The sequence below is a fragment of the Pseudovibrio sp. JE062 genome, assembly GCF_000156235.1.
In the GTDB taxonomy this organism is placed as follows: Bacteria; Pseudomonadota; Alphaproteobacteria; order Rhizobiales; family Stappiaceae; genus Pseudovibrio.
The window spans coordinates 181,670-199,846 of sequence record NZ_DS996811.1; the positions used below are offsets into that span (position 1 = coordinate 181,670).

General features: G+C 52.1%; 8 protein-coding genes. 4 read left to right on the plus strand and 4 right to left on the minus strand.

The annotated features are described in order from the left end of the window. Positions 1 to 4: 4 nt before the first annotated feature. From PJE062_RS17720 to PJE062_RS17735, 4 genes are read right to left on the minus strand one after another with little or no spacing between them, the layout of a single operon-like run. A complete protein-coding gene (locus PJE062_RS17720; RefSeq protein ID WP_008551015.1) occupies positions 5 to 2,101 on the minus strand; it encodes an alpha-amylase family protein in 2,097 nt (698 codons plus the stop codon). Positions 2,102 to 2,104: 3 nt separating this feature from the next. Continuing rightward, a complete protein-coding gene (locus tag PJE062_RS17725) occupies positions 2,105 to 2,926 on the minus strand; it encodes a carbohydrate ABC transporter permease (RefSeq protein ID WP_008551094.1) in 822 nt (273 codons plus the stop codon). Beyond that, positions 2,923 to 3,876, minus strand: coding sequence for a carbohydrate ABC transporter permease (locus PJE062_RS17730; RefSeq protein WP_008550843.1), 954 nt, complete (start codon positions 3,874 to 3,876; stop codon positions 2,923 to 2,925). The genes PJE062_RS17725 and PJE062_RS17730 overlap by 4 nt, the downstream gene beginning before the upstream one ends. After that, positions 3,873 to 5,144, minus strand: a complete 1,272-nt coding sequence (locus PJE062_RS17735; RefSeq protein WP_008550803.1) for an ABC transporter substrate-binding protein — start codon at positions 5,142 to 5,144, stop codon at positions 3,873 to 3,875. The genes PJE062_RS17730 and PJE062_RS17735 overlap by 4 nt, the downstream gene beginning before the upstream one ends. Positions 5,145 to 6,084: 940 nt before the next feature. Between PJE062_RS17735 and hmgA the strand changes: the two genes are divergently transcribed. The 4 genes from hmgA to PJE062_RS17755 all read left to right on the plus strand — a co-directional run bounded on the left by hmgA (position 6,085) and on the right by PJE062_RS17755 (position 18,175). Continuing rightward, positions 6,085 to 7,449 carry a homogentisate 1,2-dioxygenase gene (hmgA, locus tag PJE062_RS17740; protein ID WP_008550906.1) on the plus strand — a complete coding sequence of 455 codons (1,365 nt, stop codon included), beginning with the start codon at positions 6,085 to 6,087 and terminating at the stop codon, positions 7,447 to 7,449. 113 nt (positions 7,450 to 7,562) lie between these two features. After that, positions 7,563 to 9,089, plus strand: coding sequence for a Fic family protein (locus PJE062_RS17745; RefSeq protein ID WP_008550931.1), 1,527 nt, complete (start codon positions 7,563 to 7,565; stop codon positions 9,087 to 9,089). 162 nt (positions 9,090 to 9,251) lie between these two features. After that, complete coding sequence (locus PJE062_RS17750) at positions 9,252 to 16,814, plus strand: type I polyketide synthase (protein WP_008551233.1); 7,563 nt, start codon at positions 9,252 to 9,254, stop codon at positions 16,812 to 16,814. Then, on the plus strand, positions 16,814 to 18,175 hold the full coding sequence (locus PJE062_RS17755; protein ID WP_008551244.1) for an aminotransferase class I/II-fold pyridoxal phosphate-dependent enzyme: 1,362 nt from the start codon (positions 16,814 to 16,816) through the stop codon (positions 18,173 to 18,175). The genes PJE062_RS17750 and PJE062_RS17755 overlap by 1 nt, the downstream gene beginning before the upstream one ends. Positions 18,176 to 18,177 lie beyond the last annotated feature (2 nt).

The following is an 18,177-nucleotide window of genomic DNA, read 5'->3' on the forward strand; positions in this document are numbered from 1 at the left end:
CCCTTTATTCCGCAGCCACTGCGGTATCTGCTTGTGAGATAACGGCGGCCCCATGGATATGGAGGCTAGGAAAGACGATGTGCAGCTTTTTGTCGAGGCTGTCATACTGCCATGGCAGCGTTTTACCCGAATAAGCGCAGGTCACGCCCGCTGGCTCGTCGTCCATACGCACCCAGGCTTTTGCTTCTTTCAACTCCGGCGCGTCCTCGATGATCTCAACCGCACGGGTCTGACCATCATTATACGGTACACCGCTGCCGCGCAGCTGGGTTGGCGCATAAAGCACGTGCAGCACCTGACGTTGCTCATCAGCCTGCTTCATCAGCGACATGCGCGTGGCTGATGGCAGTTCGGTGCCGATCAGCTGACTTGGCATCAGGCGGTTGATGAGGCCGCGCACCAGATACTTATAAAGCGTCTGGCCCGTTGTGCCGTAAAGGCGGAACAGCGGATAAGCCACATACGCCACACTGCCCTTCTGCATGATCGCCGGACCAAGCGGCTCAGCGTCCGGATCTTCCGGCGTGTGAAGGTGTGAGCAGAACTTGTCCCATGTGCGGTTGAAATAGGATGGACGAACATCAGCCAGCACATCACCATCTGTTGCCCGCAGAGATGCCCCCTTCTCGTACATAACAACAGAAGCATCGACCAGATCATCGTCCAGCTTTCCCCGACAGGACAGATAGCTCGGGTCGTACTTCATTGGTGTATCAGACAGTTCTGCTCCGATGTCGAGGAGGTATCGCTTGCCCTCAACATCAAGACCGGACTCGCCAGTGGCCAGAATGGCGCCGCCCGCGTCCGTAAACGCTTTCAGGCGAACCGCAAGGTCGTCATTCAGGCGAATGCTGTCCGGCAAAATGATCAGCTTGTAGTCATCAAAACTGCTGGAAGAGGAGATGAGATCAAACGGGATCTGCATTTCCAGCAGCATGCGGGCAGAAGCAGAGTCGCTCGGCTCGCTACGATGGCCCAGGTGGCTGCCAAGCTGGGAGACTTGCGCCTCAACAGAAAGGATCGCCACTTCCCGCTGATAGGTCGCGTTGCTCGCATATGGCTCCAGCGCTTTAACGCGGGAATAAGCCGGGCGGATCAGGTCGTAGGTCGCAAAGTCCATATGCCCGTTCGGGTGCAGCTGATCGCCAATGGAACAGCGCGCGCCCAGAGAGACCATAAGGCAGCACTCATAGGTTAGCGCGTCAGCCCGCTTGAAGCCGCCGAACTCACCCCAGTGCGTATGGAAGCGTCCCGTCATACCCAGGTACGGCAGGTTCAATGTATCCGCGTACCGTGCTGAGACGGGAAAATGGTCATAACCCCAGCCACCCGTCGGCAGGCTCTCCAGCTCCAGATGACCGTAGTATTGGTAGCGCTCATCCTGGCCTTTGTAGATGTGGCCAGAGTTGAAGAAAATTCGTGTATCCGGGAACTCTCCGTTGACCGCTTGCGAAAACCTTTCAAAAAAACGCAAAAGAACGCGTTTATCGTTGCTCTTGCGGTCATCCGCGCTCAGCGGGTCCAAACCCTCTGATTTCATTGAGGAAAGGCAGGCGTTACAGGTGCATTCCCACGAGGCGAGGATGTCCATGAACAACGCAGGCGGATTATAACGAGCGCAAACTTCCAGAGCGATGTCGATCTGCCGCTGAATTGCACCCTCGTGGTTCAGACAGATGGTGTGCCATGTGGGAGTAAGCTGGTTCATGGCAGAAGGCTCAGTGCCCGGATAGTTGGCCGCCGTGTTCTGCGCCTGCATTACACGCCATTCCGGATGCTCGCGGGCCGTCAGCTCATCCCATTGAACTGTCAGGTAAATTGGGGTCGCAATGTCGGCAGCATGACAGGCCTTGATCATGTCCCCCAGCAGGTCTGCATTTTGCAGTTCCGGGTGCGGTTTGCCTACATTGGTGGGGTAATAACTCCAGCCGTGATGACAACGGGCGAACAGGGTGACGGAGTCCACCTCGCCATGCTTCAGCGTTTCAACAAACTGCGTCGGATCAAACTTGGACCCGATCCCTCCAATATGTTCAGAGGTATGAAAATCCAGATGAATCTGGCGGTATCGGAAGTCTTTTACTTCTTTTTTCTGGCACATGATTTAGCCCTTGGAGCCGCTGTTATTTTTGCCGTCAGCGGAGAAATACTTCTGGAAGAACAAGAAGATAATGAGTGGTAAGATGGAGGTGATGATGGTCGCAACCGCGCGCTGATCCCAGTTGGGTTCATAGGTTCCGGAGATCGTGGAGAGCATCACCGGCAGCGTCGCATTTTCCCGCAGGAACAACATCGGCAGCAAAAGCGAGTTCCACGTCCACATAAACTGCAGAATGCCAACCGCCGCCATCGCCGTCAGCGTGTTTGGTAGCACGATAAAAAAGTAGGTCCGCAAATGCCCACACCCATCCACCTGCGCCGCATCAATCAGCGAGCGCGGGAAGTTGGAAAGGAAGTTTTTGACCAGCAGAACCGACCAGGCGAAGGACAGACCCACGAACGGAATAACCACAGACCAGTAGGTATCGATCAGCCCCATCTCGCGCCACAGCTTGAAGAGGGGAATGATAACCACCTGATTTGGCACAACAAATGCGTTCACGAGAATGAGCAGCAAGATCCGGCGGAACGGGAACTTGAGATAGTGGAACGCATAGGCCGCTGCTGGTGCAAACAGAACCGGGAGGATAGTCGCGAAACTGGCTACGGCCAGAGAGTTCAAAAACGCGCGGCCAATCGGGTAGTTGACCCAGACCTCACGCCAGGCTTCCAGCGTGAACGTGAAAGGCTCAATCGTCCACCAGCCATTGACAATCTCGCCTTCCGGACGGATCGACATGGCGATGATACCCACCAGCGGCACAATCCAGATAACTGCAACAGACCCCAGCACAAAAACAGGCCATTTTGGAGTTTGATTGATCATTTGCTCTCCGATGCCTTGTCCAGAATGAGTGGGATGGAACAGACGATAACCGCGAGCAGAAGCACCACCGTACTTGCAGCCCCATAGCCCTGCTTGAAGTAGACAACGGACTCCTGGTACATGAAGTAACCAACTGTTTCTGTTGAACGAATTGGTCCACCAGCTGTCAGGATGTGGATCATGTCAAACGCTTTGAGGCTGTTCAGCAAGTTGATGAAGATCGCAATGCGCACACCGGGAAGGCTGAGAGGTGCCATGATGTAGCGCAGGATCTGGAAGTGGGTTGCCCCATCCATATGCGCCGCTTCAATCTGACTTTTCGGGATCGCCTGAATGGCTGCATAGCAGGTGAGCAGAGGCAGACCTGCCTGCGTCCAGACATAGGCCGCAACAACACCCCAGATCGCGGTGGACGGTTCCCCCAGCCATGGAGAGGCCCAGCCTTCCAGCCCGATAATGCGCAGCACGCCGTTGAGAAGACCAAAATCCGGCTGCAAAATGCCCAGCCACATCAAACCACTAGCGGTTTCAGAGATGCCGTAGGCTGCAAAGATGGCCACGCGGAACGGTGCAGTCTGCTTGGGAGCCAGACCGGAAATCAGCGCAACGCTCCAACCAATAAAGACGGAAATACCGGTACAAGCCAGTGTCCAGGTCAGCGTCACCCGCAGCGCGTTCCAGAAGTTCGCGTCATTGAACAGCTTGATATAGTTAGAGAAACCTGCAGGTTTCGGTTGGCTCAATCCGGTCCAGTCAAGAAAACTCACACGGATCGTCTCAAAGAGCGGATACAGCACACCAATGCTGAAGAAGATCAGTGTCGGCGCCAGCAGTGCAAATGCAATCCAGTCGGCGCGGCGCAGGTTACCTCCGAAGAGCCGGGTGGCGAGGCCCGCAAAAGGCCCCGCCTGGGTCTGGGAGGTTAAGATAGACCCATGTTGTACACTCATTGATAAAGCTCACTCGCTTTAGCTTCGAGCGCTGCAGTGACAGCATCAATGTTCGCATCGCTTGGGTCGCGAAGGAATTTCTGCAAGCCAACGCGGAACTCACCGCTCAACTCAGCTGGCAGAAGATCATCAAGAACAAAGAAAACGTCTACGAGCGGCAGAATCTGAGCGTATTTACGCACGATTGGATCGTAGGACGAGGGATCCACGTGCGCGCTCGGTGTTGCAAGGTTCTGCTCTGCAATGATCGCAGCGCCTTCCTTGCTCAGAACGAAATCAATAAACAGTTCTGCACCTTCCGGGTTCTTCGCTTGCTTCATCACAAGGAAGTTCTTTCCGTCAACACTCATCGCGTTGCCGTATTCCGGCTTGATCACCGGGAACTGCATGAAGGAGTAGTCTTTCACCGGGGTCAGGGAGTACTCATTCTTGGCGCGCTGGTTTGCCCAGGAACCAATCAGCATGAAGCCTGCCTTTTTGTTTTTCAGCACGGCATCAGCAGCATCTGTCCAGTGAGAGCTGAGCATCGCACCCGGTTCTGCGCAGCAGTCCGCTTCCAGCATGTCACGCAGATTGCGGAAGGTTTCCTTCACGCGATCATCCGTCCACGCCACTTTGTGCTCAGAAAGTTCTTTGGCAAAGGCTGGGCCAGCGGTGCGCAGCAATGCGTTTTCAAACCATTCTGTCTGCGCCCAACTCCGCGCACCGATGGAAACAGGTAGCATTCCAATTTCTTTCAAGGCACTGAAAGAGCTCAGGAAGTCCTTCCACTGGGTTGGCTCCCCCGCGATGCCGGCTTTCGCCAATGTATCCGGACGATACCAAACACCGGAACGGTTGCCCGCGATGAAGTATGCGCCATAGGTTTTGCCATGATAGGTTGCCAGATTACGCCAGCTGTCATTCAACGCAGATGACCAACCATACTGCTCCCATGCAGCATCAATCGGACGGATCAAATCAGCTTCTACCAGCTCTTTCTCAAAGGACGGCCAGGTGTTGAGCAGGAGATCAAACTGTTCGCCGGAAAGCATTGCAGAACGAATGCCGGAGCGCGGATCATCCCCACCCGCTGCCGGATTGATGTCCTTGATCTCATAGTCCGGATATTTGGCAGTGAAACCCTCTTCCAGTGCAATGATCAGATCACGTTCTGAGCCACCCAGCCAGTTGAAGATCACAAGCTCTTTGTCAGCTGCAAATGCGGTCCCCCCCGCAAATGTCATAGCGGCAATTGCGAGCGCAGATGCCGAATTCAATATTTTCATAACAAGCTCCCAAATATGAAACGTTATCAACTTAGATAGATTTTCGGAGTGCTGTCTAGAAAAATTTACGTATTTTTGATGAGCGAATGCGACTTGCTACGTCGAATTAGCAAAATTCTGCGACTTTTCTAGCGAGAATTCAATTGAAATTTCTCATGTATAAATATTGGAGAAATGCGATTCTGAGAACTGTTTTGGGAAAATCTGGTTCTAGGACGACTCCCAACTGCACTAGATGACCAACCAAATTAGAAAGGTTTCAAGTTTCTCATCAACAAGGATGCGCGCTCGAGAGACGAACCCTCTGAAGCATTACGCAATTAGCTACCATCCCCGACGAAGAGTAGTGAACACGCCCTGAGCTTTGGAAGAGTTGGCGCTCATCAAGGAGCGTGACGGATGCAAGGTCCGCTTTCAGGATGACAACCACGAAAACAAGCCCCCACTCGCCTTCGCTTTTACGCGCCCAACTCAACCTGAAAACGGACCTAAACGGAGAAATCCCCCATCATCCAGGACAACTGAGAAGCCCTGACCTCCAAAAAATGAACAAGTGACTTGCGAGATGATCCATTCACCCACCAGCCCAAAATGGAAGGCGCGCCTCCATGTAGCAGCGGCGAACTTCGCTCTCTCACTTGCTCTTTCAGACAAGCTGCTCAGTTGCTGGCTATCACCCTACTGTTATTGAAGAATTAGCCAATCCACGGATCATGGGTGCCGCAGTTTGAAGGGTCAGGATTGTTGGCAGGTAATTCAGTAAAGGCTCATGGCCCCGCCATTTTCTTCCCATAGTTTTCGGGAGATGGATTACCTCCACCAGATCGCGTTGATTGCGTGCATCTGGTTCTGTGCTCAGATGCCTTTGCTCGTTCAAGCCTGAGGATTGAACCATCTTCTCTATTCGACCCAAAATCGCTGGTGATGCCCGGAGTGGACCATGGAAAAACCAACTGATCAAAACTCAGAGACCACCCATGACAGCCGCTATGGAACCACACCGGGATACATGGCCGGATTTGGCAATGATTTTGAGAGCGAGGCCCTCAAGGGGGCTCTGCCACAAGGACGGAACTCACCGCAACGGGTTGAATACGGCCTCTATGCCGAACAGCTCTCCGGCTCTCCTTTCACCGCACCCCATAGAACACTCGAACGCTCCTGGCTCTATCGCATCAGACCTTCCGTTAAGCACCTAGGTCGCTTGCATAAAATCACGCATCCCTACTGGAAAACCGCTCCCAACAAGATCCCTGATGTTGTCTCACTTGGCCAATATCGCTGGGACCCGGTTCCGTTTCCTGAAGGCCAAAAGCTCACGTTCATCGATAGTATCCGCACCATGACCACAGCTGGCGACGTCGGCATACAGATGGGCATGGCGGCGCATGTATATCTGGCCAACGCGGATATGGAGGACGAATACTTTTACAATGCCGATGCGGAGTTGCTGGTGGTGCCCCAGAGCGGTCGCCTGAAGATCGCAACCGAGTTCGGTGTGATTGATCTGGAGCCGCTGGAAATCTGCATTTTACCGCGCGGCATGGTGTTTAAAGTCAGCCTGCCCGACGGCAACGCCAGAGGCTTCATTTGTGAGAATTACGGCGCCAAGTTCACGCTACCCAACCGCGGTCCCATCGGTGCTAACTGCCTTGCAAATCCAAGGGATTTCAAAACCCCAGTTGCGCAGTTTGAAGACATCGAGCGCCCTTGCCATGTGACGGTCAAATGGTGTGGGGAATTTCACCGCACAACCATCGATCACTCACCGCTGGACGTTGTGGCATGGCATGGCAACTACGCCCCTTATAAATACGACCTGCGCCACTTCTCTCCCGTGGGCGCAATCAGCTTCGATCATCCAGACCCTTCAATCTTCACCGTGCTCACAGCTCCAACCTCAGAGGAAGGCACGGCCAACATCGACTTCGTGATCTTCCCACCCCGCTGGCTCCCACAGGAAGATACCTTCCGGCCGCCCTGGTACCATAAGAACATCATGTCTGAACTGATGGGCAATATTTATGGGCAGTATGATGCCAAACCGCACGGCTTCGTCCCCGGTGGCATCAGTCTTCACAATTGCATGCTGCCCCATGGCCCAGATCAGGAAGCTTTTGAAAAAGCCTCGCACAGCAGCTGGGAGCCGGTGAAGTTGAAAGACACCATGAGCTTCATGTTCGAAACCCGCTTTCCGCAGCAACTGACTGAGTTCGCGGGAAAAGAAGCACCTCTGCAGGATGATTATGTGGACTGCTGGTCTGGTCTGGAACGCAAGTTTGATGGCACTCCCGGCTTGAAATAACGCTTTTTCATGGGAGCTGACGGTTATTCGGAGTTTACTCTGAAAAATGACAGGTATTCACATAAGTCTCCTTCTGCGCTATCTTCTGTAACAGTTTTTCACGGGAGTGGCGCATGAATAAGCCTTTTTCACAGGCCGTAACAGTTTTTCATGAAAGCTGGCTTCCTGTGCCTGCAACCCCGGCAGGCTACTCAGCGCTTATTGATGCCTATGACTTAAGAGTACCCCTTCCGCACAGATTATGCGCCATTGGAGATCGTCACAAGATCATCGAGCAAGACGGCTGGCGTATTTTCACACCTCGCCACGCCCCGGAAGCCACACTGTTGGGACATCTCACTTTTGCGCTGAAAAACGAAGGGCTAGATCTGGCACTGCTCAAGCGCCTGTTCCTTGCCTGCGGCCCGGAACCCATTGAAGAACTGATCCGATCTCGCCCAACCGGCCGCTACACACGGCGCATCTGGTTTCTCTATGAATGGCTGCTTGGCGAGCAACTGGAGCTGCCCGATGTTGAGACAGGTGCTTATGTGGATGCACTGAATACCGACAAGCAATTCGGTGGCAACTCTGTCTCCTCACCCCGTCATCGCGTGCGCAACAACCTACCTGGGACACCTCAGTTCTGCCCTCTCATCTTCCGCAACAACGATCTGGAGGCCTTTCAGCAAGCCAAACTACAAGAAAAAGCAATGGATGCGGCGGCATCCGTTCCCAAAGACCTGCTCGCACGAACCGCAGCCTTTTTGCTATTGAAGGACAGCAAGTCCAGCTTCGCCATTGAAGGAGAGCGCCCGGCACATGACCGCATCCAACGCTGGGGCCGCGCCATCGCAGAGGCTGGCAAAACACCATTGAGCATCGACGAGTTCCTTCGCCTGCAACGCATCGTGATTGGCGATGACCGCTTCGTTCATCTGGGTCTGCGTGAAGAAGGCGGCTTCGTCGGCATGCACGACCGCGAAACTCGTATGCCCGTGCCAGATCACATCAGCGCAAAGCCGGAAGATCTGCGAAGTCTGATGAAAGGCATGATTGACTTTGCACATGACCACGCCAAACATCTGGACCCAGTTCTGGCAGCAGCTGTTCTCGCCTTCGGCTTCGTTTACGTGCATCCGTTTGAAGATGGCAATGGAAGGCTCCACCGCTACCTGATCCACCACGCGCTGGCACAACGTGGCTTCAACCCACCTGGCGTGGTGTTTCCGGTCTCCGCAGTGATTCTGGAACGAATCGATACTTACAGACAAGTGCTGGAAGACTACTCAGCACGCCTTCTCGGCAAGGTTGACTGGCAACCCACATCCCACGGCAACCTCACCGTGACCAACGAAACAGCAGATTTTTACCGATTCTTTGACGCCACCGCCCACGCAGAGTTCCTCAACGCCTGTGTAAAACGTACGGTTGAACATGATTTACCCGAGGAAGCCCGCTTCTTGCAAAACCACGACCGCTTCCAACGCGAGCTCTCCCAACTCATCGACATGCCCGCCCGCCTGTCCGATCTCCTCTTCCGATTCCTGAATCAAAATAACGGAAAACTCTCCCACCGCGCGAGGTCAAAAGAATTCGAGGCGCTAACCGAAGAAGAAACAAAGCGTATTGAAGAGATTTATGAGCGGTGTTTTGAGTAAAGAACACACCCACGATGGAGCTAACTTATCGCAGTTGATCAATCCTTCAGTTCTTGTGACCCCATTTCTAAATTAGTGTGACATCACAATTAATTTTATACTCCTCTGTAGTTCGACGAGTTGCTTCCTGACTCGCATTTAAGTTCAACAGAGTATGTTCATGTGTTGGAAATTGTAGGCTTTTCAGTACGCGTTCCGGGTGCTCATAACAAAGAAGCCCTTTGGCGTTTGCTAAAGGCAGGCCATAACACAGTTACAGAAATCCCACACGACCGCTGGCCGCATTTCAAATACTATCACCCCCGCATTGCAGAGCGTGGCAAGACATACACCTTCAAGGCCGGCATCCTAGATAATCTCTGGGATTTTGATCCAACCGCATTTGGTATATCCCCCCGTGAAGCAGAACAGATGGACCCTCAACAGCGGATCCTGCTCCAGCTTGCTTGGGAAGCTATTGAAGATGCGGGTATTTCGCCGGAAACTCTCGCAGGCGATCATGTTGGTGTTTATGTCGGCGCGTCTGCTCTCGATTATGCCAATGAAAGCCTGTTCGATCCGAATGTTGCAACTGGTCACTTCATGACTGGTAACACGCTTTCCATTATTTCAAATCGTCTTTCTTATATCTTTGATTTGAAAGGTCCGAGCTTTACGGTTGATACAGCATGCTCTTCTTCTCTGGTTGCCCTTCACGAGGCCTATCGGGCGCTGAGTTCTGGCCGTATTGATTGTGCCATTGTAGCGGGTGTGAACGTGCTTGCCAGTCCGTTCCCATTTGTCGGTTTTGCGCAGGCAACCATGTTGTCTCCGGATGGTCAGTGTAAAGCTTTCGATGCCAACGGTAACGGCTACGTGCGGTCTGAAGGTGGTGTTGCACTCGTCATCAAACGGAAAGATGCTCCGCGTTGGAAAGGCCAACGATCACACGCTGATATCGTAGCTGTTGACGTCAACTCTGATGGTCGCACTGTCGGTATGTCCCTTCCATCTGATGTGGAACAAGCCAATCTGCTCGAGCGCGTATACAAGACGCATGGAATTGATCCAAACCAGCTCGCATTTGTTGAAGCCCACGGGACAGGTACACGTGTAGGCGATCCGGCTGAAGCAGGCTCCATCGGTCGAACTCTTGCACAAAAACGACGTGCACCCCTGCCTATTGGCTCGGTAAAAACCAATGTTGGTCACTTAGAGCCGGCATCTGGTTTGGTTGGACTAGCAAAATCAATTCTGGCGCTGCAAAATGATTATTTCCCAGCTAGCCTTCACTTTAAAGACCCAAACCCGGATATCGATTTTGATGGCTTAAACATTAAAGTCGCAGGTGAAGGCGTTGAGCTTCCTCGTACAGGTGCTTCACGTTTTGCTGGCGTGAACTCATTTGGTTTTGGGGGCACCAACGCCCACGTCATCATCAGCGATCCAGATACGCCAGCTGAAAATGTAACTCAGCTCAATACTCATCAAAATCAGAGTACTTTGCTTCTTAGTGCGCCAACCAAAGAAGCACTTGTTGAGCTCGCTCAAAAGTATGCGAATGAAAATCTTTTGACTGAAAAGGATAGTCAAAAGATTTGTGCAGCTACATTCCATCGGAAGCGTGTTTTTCAGGAAAAAGCTGCGTTTATAGGTGCAGATCTCACCTTGTTGAAGACGGCGCTTTCCGACTTTGCAAATGATCAGAAAAACACAAATGTCATCTATTCCAACAAAGCTGCAAGCACTGGAAAATGCGCGTTTGCATTTTCAGGGAATGGCGCTCAGTGGGCAGGCATGGGCCGTGATGCCTACGCTGCAAACGGGTTGTTTAAGCAAGTCTTTGACAATGTAGATACAATCTTCACAGGCCTGTCTGGCTGGTCATTAAAGACTGAGCTCTTCAGTGAAACGCTTGAAGACGATCTAAAAAAGACCAGCATCGCGCAACCGCTTCTGTTTGCTGTTCAGGTTGCCCTGTGCAAGGCTCTGGAAGATTACGCACTCAAACCAGATATGGTGCTAGGCCACAGCATCGGTGAAGTCGCCGCCGCTCACATTGCAGGCACGCTCACTCTGGAAGCGGCTGTAAATCTTGTTTTCCATCGATCTGCGGAACAAGAAGTAGTTGCTGGTCACGGCACCATGGCAGCACTTGTGCTCCCTGCCGATGAAGCGCGCCGCCTTGTTGCTAAAAGCGGTTTTGACTCTATTGAAGTTGCAGCTGAAAATAGTCCAAAGTCGGTCAGTTTGTCTGGCACCAAAGAAGACATGGACGGCTTTGCTAAGTTTGCCCGTGCCAACCATGTTGCCTTCAGAAAAGTTGCGCTGAACTATCCATTCCATAGTCAACTTATTGAACCCGTTGAACGACCATTCCGCAATGCAGTTGGGACGGTTGAATCTACTGCAAGCCATATCCCATTCATCTCCACAGTAACAGGTGCTGTCGCTGATGGTGAGGATTTGAATGCTGATTACTGGTGGCGGAACCTTCGCAAACCAGTGCTGTTTTCAAAAGCTGTTGCGACCGCTTTGGATCTTGGTGCTGAAACCATCATTGAGATTGGTCCAAAGCCAATTCTGCAAAGTTATCTCCGCCAGGTTGCAGCTGACAAAGGCGGAAAAAGTTCCGTCCTTTCCAGTTTGTCTAATGAGCAACTTAATGGAGCCGATCCAGTCATTAATCTGGTGGCGCGCGCTTTTGTTGCAGGCATTAAAGTCGATACAGACAAGCTATTCGGTAAAAATCCAGAAGAGCCAGTCAATCTGCCACCTCTGCCTTGGCAAAACAAAAGCTTCCGCTTTGAAAACAGTCATGAAGCCAACATGGGTATCTTCCGGGGAGGAGAACATCCTCTGCTTGGATGGCGCCCAAACAACAATTATAACCTCTGGACGACCCATCTGGACCGCTTCACCGTTCCATTCCTGGAAGATCACGTCATCAACGGCCAGATGATCTTCCCGGGTGCTGGTTATGTTGAGATGGCTCTGGCAGCAGGTGCTTCTTTGTATGGCTCTGAAGCTGTTGAACTTCGCTCCATGGATATTCTGCAAGCGCTTGTCTTAAGCGACGAGTATCTGACGGAAGTTCAAACTGAAATCTCTGAGGAAACAGGCACAGTTAAAATATCTAGTCGCATGCGCCTGAGTGGTGATGACTGGACGCTGCATGCCGTTGGCCGCGTTGGGAAGCTGGAGACAACAGCTCCTGACATTCAGCTGGACTTTGAAGCTGCCAGCCTCATCAACAGTGGCGAGGAAATTTATAAAGCTGCTCTAACCTACGGCTTGGAATTTGGGCCACGCTTCCAGCGCACTCAAAACGTTTCTCAGGTCGATCAAGGTACCTTTATCGTCCATCTTTCTGCTCTAGACAAAGTTGATCAGGTCTCCGCCTTCGGTATCCATCCCGCTGAACTAGATGGGTGTTTCCATGGGTTGCTGTCTTTGTTTAGAGAAACAACGACACAAAACAGCCGTCCCAAGGCTTACGTGCCGATCTTCTTTGATAAAGTTCGTCAATATAAATCAGGCTCATCCCCTGCTTATGTGCGCATTCAGGTAAAACGTGCGTCCGATCTCTCAATTCTGGCGGATTTCCAGATCTTTGATGAAGATGACAACGTCATCATCGCAATCAAAGGCGGACGTTTCAGAGCAACCGAACTCGGCAGAAAAGACAATCCTTCTGATCTGATTTATCGCGTTGAGTCTGCTCTGCAGCGTAGCCCATCAGCTCAAGCAAATAAGCTGGCTCACGTCTTCCCTGCGATTGAAGATTACGTTGCAGAGAAATTCAGAACCGTTGATGATGAAGCAGAGCGTGAAGCTTACTTGCTGCTCAACGCAGCGGCACAGCGGACGGCTTTCGATATCATCTCAAAGTTTGCCGATGATGATCAGACCGTCACCATCGAAAGCCTACCTGTCAATCACCGACGCTATTTCATCAATCTTCTGAGCATTCTGGAAGAAGCCGGTGCAGCAACAGACTGCAGTGCAGGCCGATTTGATTTGAACAGCGATTTTGAGCTTCCAGAGTTCGATTTGCTGGTTGAAAGCGTACTTGAGGAAAGTCCGAAAGATATCGCCGCGGCCACAATCCTTGCGACTACCCGCAAACATGTTCTTGAGAGCCTTCAACGCGGTACTGTTGATGAGGAAAACCTCGAGCATTCCAGCGCGATGTTGGAACAGTATTGGTATTCCTCTCCAGAGGCACAAACACGCAGCAAAAGCGTGTCGCAATGGTTGAAGACTGCGCTTGCTGATTGGGACCTGAACACGCCATTACACGTTTTGGACCTGAGCGGTTCCGGCCTGAATCTGGCAAAGGATGTTCAGCAACTTCTTCCAAATCGGATCACGCGTATTTCTATCGCGGACAGCAGTCACAAAAGTGCTGCACGCTTGACTGCCAGTGTCCTGGATGAGCCGAACATTACTGTTTTCGACACCAGCAATCAGGATAGCAATCACACTTGGGAAGCAGCGCTGGAACAAGGGCCGTTTGACATTATCGTCTCTTCTGGCCTGCTCCACACAGCGTGTCAGAGCGAGCCTCAGCTCTTCGATAAGTTGGGGCAATCGCTCTCAGAAGGTGGCCAATTTCTTGCGATTGAGCCTCTGACCGACGTCTTCCATGACGTTGCCTTCGGCTTATCTCAAGACTGGTTTGCAGGTTCGTTGTCCGATGAGTTCCCAGTCGGCCCACTTAAGTCAAGCAATGACTGGCTGGATCAGTTCGGTAACACGTCTTTTGAGGCACCGATTGCAATTGAAGCACTGAAAGATGGGGCTTCCGTTGTTCTGCTAAAAGCAACGTCTAACGCTTCTAAAGCTGAGCAGCAGGCAAATGCACTTGTTGATCTGACTGATAATGATGCTCTCCTTGTTCTTACCGGCAATGCAAAGCAGGAACAGGAGATCGCCAAGGCGATCAAAACAGACGAACGTCTCGCCTCCTGTAATGTCACTATCCTCGATGCTGACAGTGATCAGTTTGATCTGAATGAAGCAAGCGGATGGAAGACTGCACTGGCGGGTTCTGCTTTCCTCGATGCTGACCAGAAAACGATCATCCACCTTTATGGCCTGGCTGAAACTGGCGATAATCCTGTCGACCAGGTGATGAAGCGCTGCGCAACCTGTGTCGGTCTTGTCAAAGCTTATCCAGGACTTGCTGGGCAGCTCGCATTCGTTGCTCCTGGCGGCAGTGGTCACAGTTCAAAGCAGGAAGCGCCGGTACAAAGTGCTGCTTGGACGTTTGCGCGTGTGCTTGGAAACGAAGCACCAGAGCTTACACCACTCACACTGGATGTGGCGCTTGATAAGTCCATCGAGGACATTACCTCAGATGTTCTGGAAGCAGTGTTCTCACAAAATCAGGAGAACGAGCTTCTCCTGCCACATGAAAATCAGGTGGTTTCACGCGTCAAATCTGGATTTGGTCAATCGTCCTGGGTGCCAGCAGAAAACGTTGAACTGAACTTCTCTGAGGCGGGATCCCTGAACCATCTGGACTGGCGCGGACAGGAGCGTATTGAGCCCACACAGGATCAGGTTGAGATCAAGGTCGCAGCAACCGGCCTTAACTTCCGTGATGTAATGTGGACTCTGGGAATGCTGCCGGAAGAAGCTCTTGAGGATGGATATGGCGGTCCAAATCTGGGATTGGAGATCTCCGGTACGGTTACCCGTGTCGGCGAGAATGTGAGCGATGTCTCAGTTGGAGACAAAGTGGTCGCCTTCACCTCTGGTGGTTACTCCTCTTATGTAACGTGCCCTAAGTTCGCTGTTGCTAAGCTTGATCAGAGCCAGGAGCTGGTATCAGCCGCAACCTATCCAGTTGCCTTCCTGACAGCTTACTACTCTCTCATCCACCTTGGAGAACTCAAAGAAGATCAATGGGTTCTCATTCATGGTGGAGCTGGCGGTGTTGGCCTTGCTGCATTGCAGATTGCAAAACACGTTGGCGCCAAAATTATCGCAACTGCAGGTTCAGAAGAGAAACGTGAGATTCTGCGTCTGCTTGGAGCAGACCACATTCTCGATTCTCGCAGTCTCGAGTTCCCTGACAAGGTCATGGAAATCACAGATGGGAAAGGCGTCCATGCTGTTCTGAACTCCCTCGCTGGCGAAGCGATGGAAGCGAGTATCAACATTGTTCGCCCATTTGGCCGCTTCCTCGAGCTGGGTAAACGCGATTACTACGCAAATACCAAAATCGGCCTGCGCCCATTCCGTCGCAATGTGTCTTACTTCGGCATCGATCTGGACCAGATCCTTCTGCATGACAGTGATCTGGCCCGTAAGCTGATTGAAGATGTTTTTGAGCTGATCAAAGATGGCACCTTCACTCCACTGCCATACCGCGTCTTCGAAGGTCGCAATGTGCAGGATGCCTTCCGACTAATGCAGCGCTCCGGCCACATCGGTAAGATCCTGATTACACCTCCTCAGCCAGAAGAGGTCCGCGTCCCTCAGGAACGCAAGCCTCTGGAGTTCTCCGCTGATGGTCATCATGTTGTAATTGGTGGCCTGGGTGGTTTCGGTCTCGAGATCTGCCGCTGGATGGCTGACAACGGTGCACGCCGTATCACTCTGACAAGCCGCTCTGCAAACGTCAGCGAAGCGCATGAGGGGCTGTTTGAGACACTTGCCAACAAGGGCGTTACCGTCTCTGCAGTCAGCTGTGATGTGACCGACCGGGCTGCGATCAATACACTGTTGACCGAGCTGCGCCAATCCGCACCAATCAAGAGCGTTACCCATGCAGCGATGGTGCTTGATGACGGTATCATTCAGCAACTTGACGAAAAGCGCTTCCGCAAGGTTCTGGAGCCAAAAGTACAGGGTGCAAGTCTGCTTGATGAGCTGACGCGCGACGACGAACTTGATCAGTTCATTCTGTTCTCCTCAGCGACAACGCTGATTGGTAACCCTGGTCAGTCTCACTATGTGGCTGCCAATGGTTATCTGGAAGGCCTCGCAAGAGCGCGCCGTAAAGCGGGCAAGCCTGCTACAGCTGTCGGCTGGGGTGCGATCGGCGATGTAGGCTTCCTTGCCAGAAACGCAGATGTTTCCGACAAGCTTTCCCGTCACCTTGGTGAGGCAACTATCAAAGCACGTGAAGGTCTAGATATCCTGAAGCTGGCAATGGAACAGGATGATGGATCTGCACCAGGCGCAGTGGTCCATATCGGCCGTTTTGCATGGGCAGCAGCACATCAGTCTTTGTCTCTGCTCAGTAAGCCTCTCTTCCAGGAGATCGTGGGTCGCACTGACGTTGATGGTGACAGTGATGGAGCAACGGACATTCTTTCCCTGATTGAAGGTAAGTCTGATGCTGAAGCCAAGGAAGTCGTTGCGCATATTCTTGCCGGTGAAATTGGCCGTATCCTGCGCCTTCCTGCGGAAGACATCTCTCATCAGCGTCCACTGGCCGAGTTCGGTATGGATTCGTTGATGGGGCTGGAATTGCGAATGGGTATCCAGAAGCGTTTCAATCTGGAGATTCCGCTGGTTTCTATCTCCGGCGGGACATGCTTGGATGATTTTGCAGCTCAGATTCTGCAAAAACTCCGCAAACGTGAAGGTGGGGATGCCTCTGCTGAGGAAGGCTCGCACAACGTTCTTGCAAGCCAGCACCTTTCTGATGATCTCGATGATGCTCAAAAATCGAGCGTGCGCGAGATCCTCGATACCCATCAAGACAAGAGCGCAAGAATTTTAAATTAATGGCTAAGTCAGAAAAGAAAAAACTGAGCAAAGACGACCGTTTAAATGCTTTGAGCGCTGTGCGGCGCTCAAAGTCGGCTGCTCCTAAGCCAAAGGCAACTAAACCAGCTCAGACACAGGCAATCGCTCCAAAATTTGCTGACTTGCCAGGTTTTAAAGAAATTCGCCTTCAAAAAGCTGCAGCGGATCTGTTGCAGATCAACAACCCGTTCTTTCGGGCCCATGAAGCGCGTGCAGGGGCAACAACCCAGATTGATGGAGAGACGTACCTTAACTTCTCATCCTACGATTATCTTGGATTGAACGGCCACGAGAAAGTTCAGGAAGCTGCGAAGTCCGCCGTTGATCACTATGGCATCTCTGCCAGCGCAAGCCGGGTTGTGGCTGGTGAACGTGTAATCCACACAGAGTTGGAAGAACTCATTGCCAAGATGCACGGTGTCGAGAGCTCTGTTGCATTTGTCAGCGGGCATGCCACCAACGTCACCAGCATTGGCCAGCTGATGCAACCGGATGATCTGATCATCCACGACAGCTACATCCACAATAGCATTGTAACCGGTGCCAAACTCTCCGGTGCTGTGCGCCAGTCCTTCCCGCACAACAATCTGGATGCCCTTGAAAATATTCTGGAATTGCGCGCGCACAAACATCCACGTGTTCTGATTGTGGTGGAAGGCGTGTACTCCATGGATGGCGATTATCCGGATCTGCCACGTCTTATCGAGATTAAGAAAAAGTATGGTGCGTGGCTCATGGTCGATGAGGCACATTCTATCGGCATTCTTGGCAAGACCGGTCACGGGATCGCTGAGCACTTCCAGATTGATCCAAGAGACGTCGACATCTGGATGGGCACATTCTCCAAGACACTGGCTGGATGTGGCGGGTATATCGCTGGCTGTAGTGATCTGGTTGATTACCTGAAACTCACCGCTTCCGGCTTTGTATTCAGCGTTGGCATCGCACCACCAATTGCGGCTGCCGTATGTGAAGCCATTCGCTTGATGGAAGCAGAACCAGAACGTGTTCAGGCAGCACAATCAAATGGTCAATACTTCCTAGAAAAAGCACAAGCGGCAAATCTTGATACCGGCGTAAGCCAAGGCTGTGCTGTGGTTCCAATTATGGTCGGTGATTCCTTGAAGGCAACTGTTTTGGCTGCTCGCCTGCTGGATCGCGGCCTGAACGTACTACCGATCATATATCCTGCTGTGCCGGAAAAATCCGCTCGTCTGCGCTTCTTCATTACGTCAGAGCACACCGAGGAGCAGCTGGACCAGGCAATCCAGCTGGTGAATGAAGAGATGGCGACGTACAACAGCAACCCCATCTCCATTCAGCAAGTCATGTCAGCTTAATC